Below are 15,778 nucleotides of genomic sequence, written 5' to 3' on the forward strand. Positions count from 1 at the left end.
AACCATGTACAAACTTGAAGTTCAGAATCTGCACAAAAGCTACGGCAGCCACCACGTGCTCAAGGGCGTGTCCCTGGAGGCGAAGGCCGGTGACGTGATCAGCCTCATCGGCTCCAGCGGCTCGGGCAAAAGCACTTTCCTGCGTTGCATCAACCTGCTGGAGCAGCCCAACGCCGGCAACATCGTGCTCAACGGTGAACAATTGAAACTGGTGACCAACAAACTGGGCGGGCTCAAGGCCGCCGAACCCAAACAGTTACAACGCATGCGTTCGCGGCTGTCGATGGTGTTTCAGCACTTCAATCTGTGGTCGCACATGAGTGCCCTTGAAAACGTCATGGAAGCCCCGGTGCATGTGCTTGGCATGAGCAAGAAAGAAGCCCGGGAAAAGGCCGAGCACTATCTGAACAAAGTCGGCGTGGCGCACCGGATGCACGCCTGGCCGGCCCATATGTCGGGCGGCGAGCAGCAGCGTGTGGCGATTGCCCGGGCGCTGGCCATGGAGCCGGAAGTGATGTTGTTTGATGAGCCGACCTCGGCACTCGATCCCGAACTGGTCGGCGAAGTGCTGAAAGTCATGCAGGACCTCGCCCTCGAAGGCCGCACCATGGTGGTCGTGACCCACGAAATGGGCTTTGCCCGCGAGGTTTCCAATCAACTGGTGTTCCTGCACAAGGGACAGGTCGAAGAACGTGGCGACCCGCGCGAAGTGCTGGTCAACCCGCAGTCCGAACGCCTCCAGCAGTTCCTTGCCGGCAGCTTGAAGTAATCCGGCACACGTTTTCGGCAGTCCTTTGTTCAGCGTTGCACACCAACGGTTGGCTTCGGATACACTCCAGCCAACCTTGTGCCACCCCTTCTCCAACCCTCAGGAAATGTTGAGCCGGATATGCCGACCCCATCGAAAAACACCACGGTCTATGCCGCACCGGTTATGCGCAAACTGGCGGAGATCGTTGGCGATTTGCAGCCGTCACTGCGCAAGGTGGCGGACTTTATTCTGCGTCACCCGCTGAGGGCCGCAACCCTGACCATCGAGGAGATGGCTCAAGAAACGTCCACCTCGCCAGCCGCGGTCAACCGCTTGGCCAAAGCCCTGAACCTGGGTGGCTATACCGGCATGAAGGCCGAGCTGGTCGCGACGTTGCAGCAAATGGTGTCGCCGGTCGACAAATTGCGCAACGAACTGGCGCATCGTCCTGGCGGCGCGTTTGGCCTGCATGAGCAAATCCAGAGCGCCAGCAGCAACCTCGCCACGGCGGCGACCAACAACCATGCAGACACCTTTGAAGCCTTCGTCACGCGCCTGACCACTGCTCGCAAAATCTACATCCTGGGTTTTGGCAACAGCGTCTACTTCGCTGGCCTCGCTGCCTCGACCCTGATGCCTTTCTGCGCGGACGCCACCGCCATCAGCATGGAGGGCGGCAACGAAAACGCCGCTTATCGTCTGGCCGCGATTACCGATCAGGATGTGTTGCTGGCGATCTCCCTGCCGCGCTATTCCCTCGACACCCTGCAACTCGCTCGTTTCGCCAATGAGCGTGGCGCCACGGTGCTGGCAATCACCGACTCACCCGCCTCGCCGCTCACCAGCATTGCCGAACACGTGCTGTTTGCTCCCGCTGACCATCCGGTTTTGACCAGTTCCAACATCGCGGTGCTCGCCTTGATCGAAGGCTTGGTGGCGGGAGTGATGGCGCGCAACAAGGAAGCCGTCAAGCTGGCGACCGAGCTGACCGAAAGCGTGATGGCTTACCTGCACATGCCGGGCAACAGCAAATCGGCGAAAGCCACTAAGCCACGCTGACGTGTCCCTGTCTTACCCGCGACCGGGTGCACCACCGGGTTTTCGGGCAAGCGTCTGACTGGGAAGTTCGTTGAACAACGCGCGATAACTGCTTGAAAATCGGCCTAAATGCCAGAACGACCAGTGCATCGCCACTTCGGCAACGGTGGTGTCCATCGCTGTGCGACTGAGCAATTCGCGGCGTGCGCTGTTGAGTCGGCGCAAGCGCAGCCAATGGGTCGGGGTCATCCCGGTATAGGCTTTAAACGCATGCTGCAACTGCCGCAGTGAAACCCCGGCGACCTGCGAAAGCTCCAGCAGATTCAAGGTCTCCTCCGGGGCATCAGCCGCCCACTCACCGATGCGCTTCATCACCGATCGCTCTTCGGCGCGGCGCTGTAAACCTCCGCGATCAAGGCAAACGCACGCGTTGTCGAGGATGTACAGGCAGTCTTCCAGCAACTGCTGGGTCAACGCCTCCTTGCTCGGCGGATCGAGCGTCTGCGCCAGTCGGGTCAATGTCCCGCTGAGCCAGCGACTGAACAACGCGTTCTGCCCAGAATTCAGTGGCGCCATGAACAGGCCTTCGAGCCTCGCCACGTTCAAACCGTGACGCTGCACGAACTCCGGACCGAACACCACGGCGATTTCCTGGTAGTTCTCCGGGGTGATCCAGATGTTGCGGCTTTCGCCATTCAACACGTACAGCGCGTTGTCGCTTCGATCGAAACAGAACGCCAGCGAACCTTCGGGCGCGCTGAAATTCTGCTCGACCCGCGTGTTCATCTGTTCCTCGTAAATCTCTACGCCTTGCAGGTCCAGGTAGCGCACGCGCCCGGCGAAATGCCCCGGTGACATTTGCTGGTAATGCTGCACCCAGCCCGGTGTGGCGCGGATTTGCTCGGCTACATCGGCGGTGTTGAACGCTTGGACTTGCAGGGGGTTGCACGTTGTCATGGGTGACCTTACGCACTCGTTTGGTGCGTTTTGGTGCTGCTGAAAGTGGATAGATGGAACGTCAAGGCTCGCCCAAGATAGTCGTCAACGCGCCACAGGGGAAGTGTGTGGTGGATGAAACCAGCCTCCCCGGCGTTAATAAAACCAATAACGAGGTCTTTATGAATGTCCCTTTCGATCAGCTGCTCACGTGGCTGAAAGATCACAAGATTACCGAAGTCGAGTGTGTGGTCAGCGACTTGACCGGCATCGCACGCGGCAAAATTGCACCCACCAACAAGTTCCTGCATGAGCGAGGCATGCGCCTGCCGGAAAGTGTGCTTTTGCAAACGGTAACCGGGGACTTTGTCGACGACGACATCTACTACGACCTGCTCGACCCGGCCGACATCGACATGGTGTGCAAGCCCGTCTCCGACGCGGTGTACGTGATTCCATGGGCCATCGAGCCCACCGCTATCGTGATTCACGACACCTTCGACAAGTTCGGCAACCCGATCGAGCTGTCACCGCGCAACGTGCTGAAAAAAGTCCTGCAGCTGTACACCGACAAAGGCTGGCGGCCGATTGTCGCGCCGGAAATGGAGTTCTACCTGACCCAGCGCTGCGAAGATCCGGACTTGCCGCTCAAGGCACCGCTGGGGCGTTCGGGCCGTGCTGAAAGTGGTCGTCAGTCGTTTTCCATTGACGCTGCCAACGAATTCGATCCGCTGTTTGAAGACGTGTACGACTGGTGTGAACTTCAAGGCCTGGACCTCGATACCTTGATCCACGAAGACGGCCCGGCGCAGATGGAAATCAACTTCCGTCATGGCGACGCACTGGATCTGGCCGACCAGATCACCGTGTTCAAGCGCACCCTGCGCGAAGCGGCGCTCAAGCACAACGTCACCGCGACCTTCATGGCCAAACCGATTGGCGATGAGCCCGGCAGCGCCATGCATATCCACCAGAGCGTGGTGGACATCGCCACCGGCCAGCCGATCTTTGCCGATGCCGACGGGAAGATGAGCGAGCTGTTCCTGCACCACATCGGCGGCCTGCAAAAGTACATCCCCAAAGTGCTGCCGATGTTCGCACCGAACGTCAATTCGTTCCGCCGCTTCCTGCCGGACACTTCGGCGCCGGTGAACGTCGAATGGGGCGAAGAAAACCGTACCGTTGGCCTGCGTGTGCCGACTTCAACGCCGGACGCAATGCGCGTGGAAAACCGTTTGCCGGGCGCCGACGCCAACCCTTATCTGGCGATTGCAGCCAGTCTGTTGTGCGGATATCTGGGCATGGTCGAGCGCGTCGAACCGAGCGCTGCGGTGCAAGGTCGTGCCTATGAACGCCGCAACCTGCGCCTGCCGATCACCATCGAAGACGCTCTGACGCAGATGGAAGAGTGCGAAACCATCGGGCGTTATCTGGGGAGCAAATTCGTCCGCGGTTATGTGGCGGTCAAGCGCGCCGAACATGAGAACTTCAAACGCGTGATCAGCTCGTGGGAGCGAGAGTTCCTGCTGCTTAGCGTCTAGCAAACAAGCTCTCACATGAGACCGCATTCCCCCTGTGGGAGCGGCGGTGCGGCGATCCGACTTGCTCGCGAAAGCGGTCTGTCAGTCAGCGGTGATGTTGGATGTGCTGGCCTATTCGCGAGCAAGTCGGATCGCCGCACCGCCGCTCCCACAGGGGAATGCTAACGCCTGACAAATCCAAAAATTAGAAGAGGTGTCGTATGCGTCTATTGAAATCCGTGGCTCCGGTCGCACTGGCGTTATTGTTCAGCGCCGTTGCGCAGGCTCAGCCAACGGTCAGCGTCTACAACTGGACCGATTACATCGGCGAGACCACCCTCGTCGACTTCCAGGCGAAAAGCGGGATCAAGGTGATCTACGACGTGTTCGATTCCAACGAAACCCTGGAGGGCAAACTGCTCGCTGGCCGCACCGGGTATGACGTGGTGGTGCCGTCCAACCACTTCCTCGCTCGCCAGGTGAAGGCCGGCGCGTTCCTCAAGCTCGATCGTTCGCAGTTGCCCAACTTCAAGAACCTCGACCCGAAACTGTTGGCGCTGCTGGAGAAAAACGATCCGGGTAACGAGCACTCGGTCCCGTACCTGTGGGGCACCAACGGCATTGGCTACAACGTCGACAAGGTCAAACAAGTGCTGGGCATTGACCACATCGATTCCTGGGCTGTGTTTTTCGAACCGGAGAACCTGAAGAAGCTCAGCCAGTGCGGCGTGTCGATGATGGATTCGGCCGATGAAGTGTTCCCGGCCGTTCTCAATTACATGGGCATGGACCCGCGCAGCGAAAACCCTGAAGACTTCAAAAAAGCTGAAGCCAAGCTGTTGACCATCCGCCCTTACATCACCTACTTCCACTCCTCCAAGTACGTTTCGGACCTGGCCAACGGCGACATCTGCGTAGCTTTCGGTTACTCGGGTGACGTGTTCCAGGCCGCGAACCGGGCCAAGGAAGCCAAGAACGGCGTGAACATCGCCTACGCGATTCCCAAGGAAGGCAGTAACTTGTGGTTCGACCTGTTGGCGATTCCCGCAGACGCCAGCAACCAGAAAGAGGCGCATGCTTTCATCAATTACCTGCTCGATCCGCAAGTGATTGCCAAGGTCAGTGCGTCAGTCGGTTACGCCAACCCGAACCCGGCGTCCAAGCAGGACATGGACCCTGAGCTGGTCAACAACCCTGAGGTTTATCCGCCTCAGGCCGTCCTCGACAAGCTCTACATTTCCACCACCCCGCCCCAGCCGATCATGCGTTTGATGACCCGCTCCTGGAGCAAAGTGAAGTCCAACCAATGAACCAGTACAGCAACGAACATGCTCACTCCTATTACGCGGCGTCAGCCAATGGAATGGCGCCCTACCCCACACTGGTCGAGGACCTTGAAGCCGATGTCTGTGTGATTGGCGGTGGCTTTACCGGCGTTAACACGGCGATCGAACTGGCGCAGCGCGGGCTCTCGGTGATTCTGCTGGAGGGCCGACGGATCGGCTGGGGTGCCAGCGGGCGCAACGGTGGTCAGTTGATCCGCGGCATCGGCCATGACGTCAGCGGTTTTGCCCGTCATGTCGGTGAAGAAGGCGTGCGCTACCTTGAGCGTGCGGGGGTCGAATCGGTAGCGCTCGTGGGCAACCGCATTCGTGAACACGGGATTGATTGCGACCTGCGCTGGGGGTTCTGTGAACTGGCCAATACTAAAGCGCAGTTCGCGGCGTTCAAGTCTGAGCAGCAAGGCCTTGTCGAATCGGGTTACGCCCACGAAACCCGACTCGTCGGGCCGGAGCAGATCCGTCAGCAGGTGGTGAACTCAGGCGTGTATGCCGGTGGTCTCGTCGATATGGGCTCCGGTCACTTGCACCCGCTCAATCTTGTCCTTGGCGAAGCGCTATTGGCGCAATCCTTAGGGGTGAAAATTTTCGAGCAGAGCCCGGTGCTGGAGTTGATCCATGGCAGCACCGTGCAGGTTCGCTGTGCCGGCGGCACGGTGCGCGCCGGCAGTCTGGTGCTGGCGTGCAACGCTCACCTGGAAGAGCTCGAACCGAAACTGAGCGGCAAAGTCCTTCCGGCGGGCAGCTACATCATCGCCACCGAGCCATTGGCGCCCGACGTTGCCGCGCAGTTGATCCCGCATAACCTGGCGCTCTGCGACCAGAAAGTCGGCCTGGATTACTACCGGCTTTCGGCAGATCGACGGTTGCTGTTCGGCGGCGCTTGCCATTATTCCGGGCGAGATCCTGCGGACATTGAAGCTTACATGCGCCCGCACATGCTCAAGGTCTTCCCGCAACTGGCCAACGTGCGCATCGACTATCAATGGGGCGGCAAGATCGGCATCAGCGCCAATCGCTTCCCTCAGGTCGGGCGCTTGAACCAGCATCCGAACGTGTTTTACGCCCAGGGTTACTCCGGTCACGGCCTGAACGTGACCCACTGGTGCGCCAAGCTGTTGGGCGAAGCGATCCACATCGGACACAGTCAGGGCTTTGACGTGTTCAGCGCCGTGCCGCACATGACCTTTCCCGGCGGGCCTGTGCTGCGTTCTCCTTTATTGGCTCTCGGCATGTTCTGGTATCGCCTGCGCGAATTGCTCGGCTGACGATAACTCTCCCCCCTCTTATGATCGTTCCCACGCTCCGCGTGGGAATGCAGCCCGGGACGCTCCGCGTCCCAACAGCGGACGCAGAGCGTCCATGGAGGCATTCCCACGCGGAGCGTGGGAACGATCAGTACCCGCCTTTTAATTTGCTCAATCGCTAGGCGCTTCTATATTGAGGGAGTGCTCTGACTTCCCTGCGTCCTGGCGAGTGCAGCCTATGGCTACGACTGACCCACTGATCATCTGCGAGCACTGCGACTGCGTGTATCAAAAAGTCACGCTCGCCAAACATCAGAAAACCCTGTGTACACGCTGCGGCGGCGTGCTTCAGCGCTATAACGGCCTGACGGTGGAACAACGTTTGGCGTTGACCTTCACCGCGTTGATGCTGTGGATTTTCGCCAACTTCTATCCCGTCATGAGCATCAGCCTCAAAGGCCTTAAAAACAGCGCAACACTCTGGGATTCGGTGCTGGCCCTGAGTCTGGGGCCGATCACTTTCATCGCCATGGTGGCGGCGATCGCGATGATCATCGCGCCGATTTTCCAGTTGTTGCTGCTTATCTGGGTCCTGAGCTTCGCCCTTGCCCACCAGCGCTCGCCCGGCTTCAGGTTCTGCATGCGCTGGCTGGAAACCCTCAGGCCCTGGAGCATGCTGGAGGTCTGTCTGCTGGGGGCGATGGTCGCGGTCATCAAACTCGCCGGATTGCTGGATGTGCTGCCCGGCATCGGCCTGTTTGCCCTGGCCATTCTCAGTCTGATGATGATCCGCATCGCAGGGCGCGACATCCGTGATCTATGGGACATCTTATGAACAGGCCCCCGGTGGCGAGTGAACTCAACCTGTGCCTGTGTCATAGCTGCGGCCTGGCCTGTGACATGACCGATGAACCTCACGAATGCTCACGGTGCGGCGCGCCGCTGCATCGGCGCAAAACCAACTCATTGGCCCGGACCTGGGCCTACATGTTCACTGCCCTGGCGTTTTACGTCCCGGCTAATCTGCTGCCAGTGATGAACACCAAGATGGTCGGCAACGGCGCCGATAGCACGATCATGAGCGGTGTAGTGGAGTTCTGGCAGCACGGCGCCTGGGACATCGCCCTGATCATTTTCATCGCCAGCATCGCGGTGCCGGGCATTAAGTTCGTCGCCCTGACGCTGTTACTGGTGACCGTTCAGCGCGACAGCCAATGGGCGAGTAAGCAGCGGTCAACGCTGTACCGTTTCGTCGAGCTCATCGGTTACTGGTCGATGCTCGATGTGATCGTGGTCGCCCTGGTGGCTTCACTGGTCAAGTTTCAAGCCCTGGCCGATATCGAACCGCGCCCGGGCATTCTGTTCTTTGGCCTGGTGGTCGTGTTCACCATGCTGTCAGCGATGAGTTTCGACCCACGCATGATCTGGGATAAAGAGCGGAAAAATCCGCAAAACGAGGAGGTCATGGATGAAGTCGCAAGCCACTGATGGGCCGCAAGCCCCCGGCCAGGCCCCTGTTAAAACCCGCCGCTTCAGCGTTTCGCTGGTATGGATCGTACCGATCGTCGCGGTGCTGGTGGGGATTTCCCTGGTTGTGCACACCATGCTGCAGGAAGGTCCGACCATTACTGTCACGTTCAAAACCGGCAGCGGCCTGACGGCCAACAAGACCGAGGTCAAATACCGCAACGTGGTGATCGGCCATGTCTCGGACGTGGAGCTGAGCAACGATCAGAAGAGTGTCAACGCCACCATCAAACTGTCCAAGCAGGCGGAAAGTTTCACCCGCGAAGACTCGCAATTCTGGGTCGTGCGTCCGCGTATTGGCGCTGGCGGGGTGTCGGGGATCGATACCCTGCTGTCCGGGGATTACATTGGCGCCGACATCGGCCAGGCCAATGCTCGCTCCAAGAACTTTACCGGCCTGGAAAACCCGCCGCCGATTACCTATGGCGAGCCGGGCAAGCGTTTCACCCTGCGCACCCAGGATCTCGGTTCGCTGGATATTGGCTCTCCGGTTTACTATCGCAAGATTCCGGTGGGTCAAGTAGTGGCCTATGCCCTCGACGCCGACGGCAAAGGGGTGAACATCGAAGTGTTCGTCCACGCGCCCAACGATGCCTACGTCACTGAAAACACCCGGTTCTGGAACGCCAGCGGGATCGACGTGAATGTCGGCGCCAACGGCTTCTCGGTGAAAACCGAGTCGCTCTCTTCGATCCTGGTGGGCGGCATCGCCTTCCGCGCTCCTGAATACAGCCCCAACGATAAACCGGCCGCCGAGGACAAAGTCTACGACCTGTTCGAAGACCAGCTAACCGCCCTCGCCCCGCCCAGCGGCAAGGGGCAATACTTGAGTTTACGTTTCGATCAGGCTTTGCGCGGGCTCAAGGTTGGCGCGCCGGTGGAATTCCTTGGCATCGAATTCGGCAGAGTCGTGGCGGTCAATCTGGATTTCGATGCGAAAAAGCGCAGTTTTCCGGTCAATGTCGGCATCGTGATCTACCCGCAACGACTCGGCCAGGCCCACACCAAAATGCTCGAGGTGTTGAAGCATGACCCCAACGACGAAGCCGCGGGCGTGCGGCTGATGGGCACCTTCATCGAAAACGGTCTGCGGGCCCAGGCCCGGAGCGGCAACCTGTTGACCGGTCAGCTCTACATTGCGCTCGACTTCTACCCCAAAGCGGAGAAAGTCGTGTTCGACCCGACCGCCCGTCCAGTCTCCATCCCGACCGTTCCAGGCAGCCTCGAGCAGTTGCAGGAAAAACTGGAGGGCATGGTCAACAAGATCAACCAATTGCCGATCGAACGCATCGCCGGCAACCTGGACAGCAACCTCGTCGAACTGCGCAAAGGCCTCGCACAGTTCAACGCCAAGACCCTGCCCGGTGTGCAGACCACCCTGGCGGATGTCAGCAAGACGCTGCAATCGGCCAGTTCGACCTTGGCCGAAGACTCGCCGCAACGCGAACAATTAGGTCAGACCCTCGACGAGCTCGGGCGCATGTCACGCTCCTTGCGTGAACTCTCGGATTACCTCGGACGGCATCCGGAATCGCTGATTCGCGGTCGTCCCGACAATGCTGCGCCGATGGACCTGCAGGGGCCGCCACGCAAATGACTACAGGAGCATCACTCATGGTTTATCCGCTGAAAATCAGCTTGGTCACTGCATTGTTGCTACTCGCCGCTTGCCGCGGCGATCCGATTCAATTCCACACCCTGATTCCGGCTCAACCGGGGCTTGCTGCGCGAAACAACGGTGCGGAAATCCAGATTGAGGGCCTCAGCGTGCCGCCCCAGGTCGATCGTCCGCAGATAGTCATTCGCCAGGGCAACAGTGGCATGGCGATCCTCGAAACCGAGTGGTGGGGCGCGAGCCTGTCGGATGAATTACGCAGCGCGTTAGTGGATCAAATGGTCAACAGCAATCCTCGACGCAACGTATCGGTGCGGTTAGACGTGCAGCGGTTTGATTCGATTCCCGGTCAATATGCGTTGATCGACGTCAAGTGGCGCCTGCGCAATCTGAGCGAAGGTGATGCGGCGCTGCTCACCTGCCGCAGCACTTTGCAGACGCCTTCAGGGCCGTCCATCGATGAACTGGTGGCGGCTCAACAAAACAACGTCAAACGCCTGGCCGCGCTTATCAGCCAGGCCGCGGGCGGAATACAAAAAGGGTGTCCATCGGCTTAATCAAGCCGTAACGCGATCCGTAACAGCTGGCGAAGCCTGCGTTCGGCTGCGCAGCAGTCGTGAAATCAGACACTACGGTCATTCAGTTAAATCGCGAGCTCAGGTTTGACGACTGCTACGCAGCCGAACGCAGGCTTCGCCAGCTGCTGCAAGTGATGCGCAGCTACTGAAATTTTGACGCTTTTTTCTCATTTGGCACTTTACATTTGCCGCGCCTTAAACATGCAAATGATTCGTATTGATCTACACTGATCGACGACCCTTCCCGTCGATTCTGCCGAGTCTGCGCGCACGATTTTAGAAAAAACAGGAGCTGCCAACGCATGAATTCCCCGTTCCCTTCTTTCCTGAAAACAGCACTGCTGGCCACCGCGTTGCTGAGTGCCGGTCACGTGTATGCAGCGGATGCCGATGGCATCGTGGTCTACAACGCCCAGCACGAAAGCCTGACCAAATCCTGGATAGAGGGCTTTACCAAGGAAACCGGCATCAAGGTCACCGTGCGCAATGGCGACGACACCGAGATGGGCAATCAGATCGTGCAGGAAGGCGCTGCCTCCCCGGCCGACGTGTTCCTGACCGAAAACTCCCCGGCCATGGTGCTGGTCGACAACGCAGGGCTGTTTGCACCGGTTGCGCCGGCCACCCTGGAACAGGTCGGCAATGCTTACCGCCCGGCCCATGGCAAATGGGTGGGGATCGCCGCGCGCTCCACGGTGTTTGTCTATAACCCGAGCAAACTGCCCGAAGCCGAGCTGCCCAAGTCGCTGATGGACCTCGCTGGCCCGAACTGGAAAGGTCGCTGGGGTGCTTCACCGGCCGGTGCCGACTTCCAGGCCATCGTCGCCGCCGTGCTGGAACTCAAAGGCGAAGCCGCCACCCTGGAGTGGCTGAAAGGGATGAAAACCAACTTTACCGCGTACCGGGGCAACAGCGCCGTGCTCAAAGCGGTCAACGCCGGGCAGATCGACAGCGGCGTGATCTACCACTATTACAGCTTCGGCGATCAGGCCAAGACCGGCGAAAACAGCAAGAACACCGCCCTGCACTACTTCAAGCACAAGGATCCGGGTGCGTTTGTCAGCGTCTCCGGTGGCGGCGTTCTGGCGTCCAGCAAACACAAGGAACAAGCCCAGGCGTTCCTCAAATGGATTACCGGCAACGATGGCCAGGCCATCCTCAAAACCGGTAAATCGTTTGAATACGCGGTGGGCAAGAACGCTGAATCCAATCCAAAACTGGTGCCTTTGCAGCAACTCGACGCGCCGACAGTCGATGCGTCAAAACTCGACAGTAAAAAAGCCGTGGAGTTGATGACTCAGGCGGGACTGCTCTAAGTGATGCCCGAAACCTTGCCAGCGGGTGTCGCCGAGACGATACCCGCGAATTTGCGACGACGATCCCGCGGCCTCTTCGCGGGGCGTGGTGGCGCGTGGGTGATCAGTTTGTCGGTGCTGGTTTCGCTGTTGTCACTGCTGCCGATTGCCTTCGTCATCGGCGTATCGTTTCAGACAGGCTGGGCGACCCTTGTGCCACTGGTGTTCCGGCCACGGGTCGCTGAATTATTGATCAACACCGTTTTACTGGTGGTGATCACGATTCCGTTGTGCGTCACGTTAGGCCTGTCTCTGGCCTGGCTGACAGAACGCACCAACCTGCCGGGGCGGCGCTGGTGGTCGTTGTTGGCGACCGCTCCGCTGGCGGTGCCGGCGTTCGTGCACAGCTATGCGTGGGTCAGTCTGGTCCCGCCGATTCACGGGCTGTTTGCCGGGGTTCTGGTCTCGGTCATCGCCTACTTCCCGTTCCTGTACCTGCCGATTGCTGCGACCCTGCGCAGGCTTGATCCGGCCATCGAAGACGTTGCCGAATCGCTGGGGCTAAAACCCTGGGCGATATTTTTCCGCGTGGTGTTGCCGCAACTGCGCCTGGCCATCTGCGGCGGCGCGTTGCTGGTGGGCCTGCACCTGCTGGCTGAATATGGCTTGTACGCGATGATCCGCTTCGACACCTTCACCACGGCCATCTTCGATCAGTTCAAATCCACCTTCAACGGCCCCGCCGCCCACATGCTGGCCAGCGTGCTCGCCCTGTGTTGCCTGGTGATGCTGACCGCAGAATCGGCCGCTCGCGGCACGGCGCGTTATGCCCGGGTCGGGTCGGGAAGCGCTCGTGAACAGCGGGTGGTGCGCCTGAAACCCGCAACCACATTCCTCGCGCTGACCGTGCAGATCGCGACCTGCGCGCTGGCGCTGGGCGTGCCACTGGTGACTTTGGGTAACTGGCTGATCGCCGGCGGTACGCAGGTCTGGCAGATGGACGAGCTTCTGCCGGCGCTGGAACAGACGCTGCTGTTCGGTGTTGCGGGTGCCGCCCTCACCACCTGCGCCGCCATCCCGATTGCCTGGCTGTCGATTCGCTCTCCGGGCCGGTTGCAACGTGTACTGGAAAGCTGCAACTACATCACCAGTTCGTTGCCCGGGATCGTCGTGGCCCTGGCATTGGTGACCATCACCATCCATTTCGCCCGGCCGATTTACCAGACGACTATCACGGTGTTGCTGGCGTATCTGCTGATGTTTTTGCCCCGCGCCCTGGTGAGCTTGCGCGCCGGTATCGCCCAAGCCCCGGTCGAGCTGGAAAACATGGCCCGCAGCCTCGGCCGCTCCCCTGCCCGGGCATTGTGGCTGATCACCCTGCGTCTGGCCGCGCCCGGCGCTGCCGCTGGCGCCGCGCTGGTGTTTCTGGCGATCACCAACGAGTTGACCGCCACCCTGCTGCTCGCCCCCAACGGCACGCGCACCCTGGCCACCGGATTCTGGGCCATGACCAGCGAAATCGATTACGCCGCGGCTGCGCCCTATGCCTTGCTGATGATTTTGCTGTCGCTTCCCCTGACCGGGCTTCTTTATCACCAATCCAAACGAACGGCTGGCCGATGAACGCTCTTGAACTTCATTCCATTTCCAAGTCCTACGGCGCCCATCAAGCGCTGGAGAGCATCAACCTGTCGGTGCCAACAGGCAGCCGAACGGTCATCGTCGGCCCGTCCGGCTCAGGAAAAACCACGCTGTTGCGGATGATTGCGGGCTTCGAATTCCCGGACACGGGACGTCTATCACTCAATGGTCAAACGCTCGTCGACAACACCCACGAAGTCCCGGCGCATCAGCGTTTGATTGGTTATGTTCCCCAGGACGGCGCCCTGTTCCCACACATGACCGTGGCCGCTAACATCGGTTTCGGGCTTTCGATCAAGGGCGGTGCAAAACAGGAGCGCGTCGCAGAGTTGATGGACAGCGTGGCGCTGGATGCGAACATGGCCAACCGTTGGCCCCATGAACTGTCCGGCGGCCAGCAACAGCGCGTGGCGCTGGCGCGGGCATTGGCGCAACAGCCGCGCTTGATGTTGCTGGACGAGCCGTTTTCGGCCCTCGACACCGGACTTCGGGGCGCCATGCGCAAAATGGTCGCACGGCTACTGACCGACGCTGGCGTGACCACCATTCTGGTCACCCATGACCAGAGTGAAGCGTTGTCGTTTGCCGATCAGCTGGCGGTGATGCGTGATGGCCGGCTGGTGCAATCAGGCCATCCGCTGGACCTTTACCGCTACCCCGAGGATGAACAAACCGCGCTGTTTCTGGGGGATGCCGTGGTCTTGCCCGCCAGAATCGAAGCCGGCTGGGCCCATTGCGAACTCGGTCGGATACCGGTGAACAACCACCGGAACAACAAATCGGCGCAGATCATGCTGCGTCCCGAACAACTGCAACTCGTCAGCATCCAGCCCAGCCCGACCCAGGCTGCCGGGTGTCGCGCCGTCGTGACCGAGCGGGATTTCAGCGGCAATACCTGCACGTTGACGGTGGAACTGGAGTCGTTGGTTTCAGGGCAACAGCCGGGTCGATCATTAATGGTGCGCAGTTCGGGCCTGTATGCGCCACCCGCCGGCAGTGCGGTTCACGTCTCAACGATCGGCCATGCCCACGTACTGAGCGAATCCTGAACCCCCGTCCCTCAAAGATCGAACCGGTCCACGGCCCGACGCCGTTCGTTGTCATCGCGCACGTCGTAGTTGGCCGTGGTCTGGATGTTGCTGTGATGGGCGAGTTTCTGGGCGATCGACAAGTCATATTCCTCAATCACTCGGGTAATGAACGAACGTCGAAAGTCATGCGGCATGATTTTCACCCCGACCTGCGCGCCCCGCTGTCGGGCGATGTAATAGATCGCATGCTTGGTGATGCGCTCGCGGGTGATGTGACTGCCGCGGCGGATGCGGTTGAACAGGAACGAATCGTCCACTTCACCCTCCTTCAGTAGCGAGCGCCGCAGCTCCAGCCAGTCATTGAGCTTGGCGAACGCCCAGGCCGGTGCGTACTTGATCAATTGCTTGTTGCCCTTGGCGGTCACACGAAGGCTGCGCTCGGCGAAATCGACCTGGTTCAGGTCCAGGTTCACCGATTCCGATTTGCGCATGCCCGAGCCATACAAAATCCCGATGATCGCCGCATCCCTCAACCCTTGTGGCCGTGGATCGGCGGCGCAGACCGCCATCAACTCCTGGATCAGCGTGCGCCTGAGGTTGCGCCCCTGGGACAAACGCGTGCCGGCAATCCCCTTGACCGAGCGCATTTTCAGCAAGTGTTCCTGACTGATCAGGCTCATGCGCCACGCTTCGTTCATCACCCCGCGCACCGCGTTGACGTACAGCGAAGAGGTGTTCGGCGCGTAGCCGTCGGTGCGCAAGGTGGCCACCAGCGCGATGACATCTTCAGGTTGCAGGTTATGCCAGGGAATCTCCTCGACGTTCATGTCTTCGAAGCCCAGCCGGTCAGCGGCGTCCTGCAACACATAACGCATGGTCAGCTGGCTGGAGGGCGCCAGACGTGCCAGGTACAGGGTCAGCGGGTTGGTCTTTGAAGGGATTGAGTCGGTAGCGGGTAAGTCAATCAAACGAAACGGCCTTAATGTGGAAACAGTTCATTAAACAACTAAGGATTGAAACATTCTTCATATAAAGCGGGACACTTCTGCAGGACTTTCTACTAAAAAACTCGATGAACGGCAGAAGTCTGAACAGTGGCTGTATGACTTTCAGATAAACGATTCGCCGACCGGGTTTTCATGTTCCTTTGACAAAATCAGGCATAACCTTTCATCAATCCGGTGAGCCTCGATGGGCTCCCAACCTGCCGGCCACGGCTGTAAAAGTCAAATACAGCGTGTGCCTGGCAGTTAACTAAA

At 59.6% G+C, this 15,778-nt stretch carries 14 protein-coding genes; 12 read left to right on the top strand and 2 right to left on the bottom strand.

What is annotated here, in order from left to right:
* The first annotated feature begins 4 nt into the window (after window positions 1-4).
* The gene (locus tag ACMXYJ_RS18825; RefSeq protein ID WP_415756386.1) at window positions 5-769 is read left to right on the top strand and encodes an ABC transporter ATP-binding protein; all 765 of its coding nucleotides are present in this window, start codon (window positions 5-7) and stop codon (window positions 767-769) included.
* Between the two features lie 120 nt (window positions 770-889).
* Window positions 890-1,810: a MurR/RpiR family transcriptional regulator gene (locus tag ACMXYJ_RS18830; protein ID WP_415756387.1), complete on the top strand. Its 921-nt coding sequence runs from the start codon at window positions 890-892 to the stop codon at window positions 1,808-1,810.
* A 12-nt stretch (window positions 1,811-1,822) separates the two neighbouring features.
* On the opposite strand, the gene ACMXYJ_RS18835 is transcribed toward ACMXYJ_RS18830, so the two are convergent.
* Window positions 1,823-2,746, bottom strand: coding sequence for a helix-turn-helix domain-containing protein (locus tag ACMXYJ_RS18835; protein WP_415756388.1), 924 nt, complete (start codon window positions 2,744-2,746; stop codon window positions 1,823-1,825).
* 161 nt (window positions 2,747-2,907) lie between these two features.
* Here ACMXYJ_RS18835 and ACMXYJ_RS18840 point away from each other — a divergent pair, with 161 nt between their 5' ends.
* The 10 genes from ACMXYJ_RS18840 to ACMXYJ_RS18885 all read left to right on the top strand — a co-directional run bounded on the left by ACMXYJ_RS18840 (window position 2,908) and on the right by ACMXYJ_RS18885 (window position 14,537).
* Window positions 2,908-4,266, top strand: coding sequence for a glutamine synthetase family protein (locus ACMXYJ_RS18840; RefSeq protein WP_415756389.1), 1,359 nt, complete (start codon window positions 2,908-2,910; stop codon window positions 4,264-4,266).
* A 200-nt stretch (window positions 4,267-4,466) separates the two neighbouring features.
* Complete coding sequence (locus ACMXYJ_RS18845) at window positions 4,467-5,555, top strand: polyamine ABC transporter substrate-binding protein (RefSeq protein WP_415756390.1); 1,089 nt, start codon at window positions 4,467-4,469, stop codon at window positions 5,553-5,555.
* A complete protein-coding gene (locus tag ACMXYJ_RS18850) occupies window positions 5,552-6,853 on the top strand; it encodes an NAD(P)/FAD-dependent oxidoreductase (RefSeq protein WP_415756391.1) in 1,302 nt (433 codons plus the stop codon). The genes ACMXYJ_RS18845 and ACMXYJ_RS18850 overlap by 4 nt, the downstream gene beginning before the upstream one ends.
* 217 nt (window positions 6,854-7,070) lie before the next feature.
* Window positions 7,071-7,667 carry a paraquat-inducible protein A gene (locus ACMXYJ_RS18855; RefSeq protein WP_415756392.1) on the top strand — a complete coding sequence of 199 codons (597 nt, stop codon included), beginning with the start codon at window positions 7,071-7,073 and terminating at the stop codon, window positions 7,665-7,667.
* Complete coding sequence (locus ACMXYJ_RS18860) at window positions 7,664-8,320, top strand: paraquat-inducible protein A (RefSeq protein WP_415756393.1); 657 nt, start codon at window positions 7,664-7,666, stop codon at window positions 8,318-8,320. The genes ACMXYJ_RS18855 and ACMXYJ_RS18860 overlap by 4 nt, the downstream gene beginning before the upstream one ends.
* Window positions 8,301-9,956 (top strand): intermembrane transport protein PqiB, encoded by a 1,656-nt coding sequence (locus tag ACMXYJ_RS18865; protein ID WP_415756394.1) that lies wholly within the window; start codon window positions 8,301-8,303, stop codon window positions 9,954-9,956. The genes ACMXYJ_RS18860 and ACMXYJ_RS18865 overlap by 20 nt, the downstream gene beginning before the upstream one ends.
* Before the next feature lie 17 nt (window positions 9,957-9,973).
* Window positions 9,974-10,531 (top strand): PqiC family protein, encoded by a 558-nt coding sequence (locus ACMXYJ_RS18870; protein ID WP_415756395.1) that lies wholly within the window; start codon window positions 9,974-9,976, stop codon window positions 10,529-10,531.
* 323 nt (window positions 10,532-10,854) lie between these two features.
* The gene (locus ACMXYJ_RS18875; RefSeq protein WP_415756396.1) at window positions 10,855-11,868 is read left to right on the top strand and encodes an iron ABC transporter substrate-binding protein; all 1,014 of its coding nucleotides are present in this window, start codon (window positions 10,855-10,857) and stop codon (window positions 11,866-11,868) included.
* 3 nt (window positions 11,869-11,871) lie between these two features.
* Window positions 11,872-13,470, top strand: a complete 1,599-nt coding sequence (locus ACMXYJ_RS18880; protein ID WP_415756397.1) for an ABC transporter permease — start codon at window positions 11,872-11,874, stop codon at window positions 13,468-13,470.
* On the top strand, window positions 13,467-14,537 hold the full coding sequence (locus ACMXYJ_RS18885) for an ABC transporter ATP-binding protein (protein ID WP_415756398.1): 1,071 nt from the start codon (window positions 13,467-13,469) through the stop codon (window positions 14,535-14,537). The genes ACMXYJ_RS18880 and ACMXYJ_RS18885 overlap by 4 nt, the downstream gene beginning before the upstream one ends.
* An 11-nt stretch (window positions 14,538-14,548) precedes the next feature.
* Here the strand turns inward: ACMXYJ_RS18885 and ACMXYJ_RS18890 are convergent, their stop codons facing one another.
* Window positions 14,549-15,487 carry a site-specific integrase gene (locus ACMXYJ_RS18890; protein WP_371918015.1) on the bottom strand — a complete coding sequence of 313 codons (939 nt, stop codon included), beginning with the start codon at window positions 15,485-15,487 and terminating at the stop codon, window positions 14,549-14,551.
* Window positions 15,488-15,778: the final 291 nt, after the last annotated feature.

The sequence above is a fragment of the Pseudomonas arabinosi genome, from assembly GCF_047758675.1.
Lineage (GTDB): Bacteria > Pseudomonadota > Gammaproteobacteria > Pseudomonadales > Pseudomonadaceae > Aquipseudomonas > Aquipseudomonas arabinosi.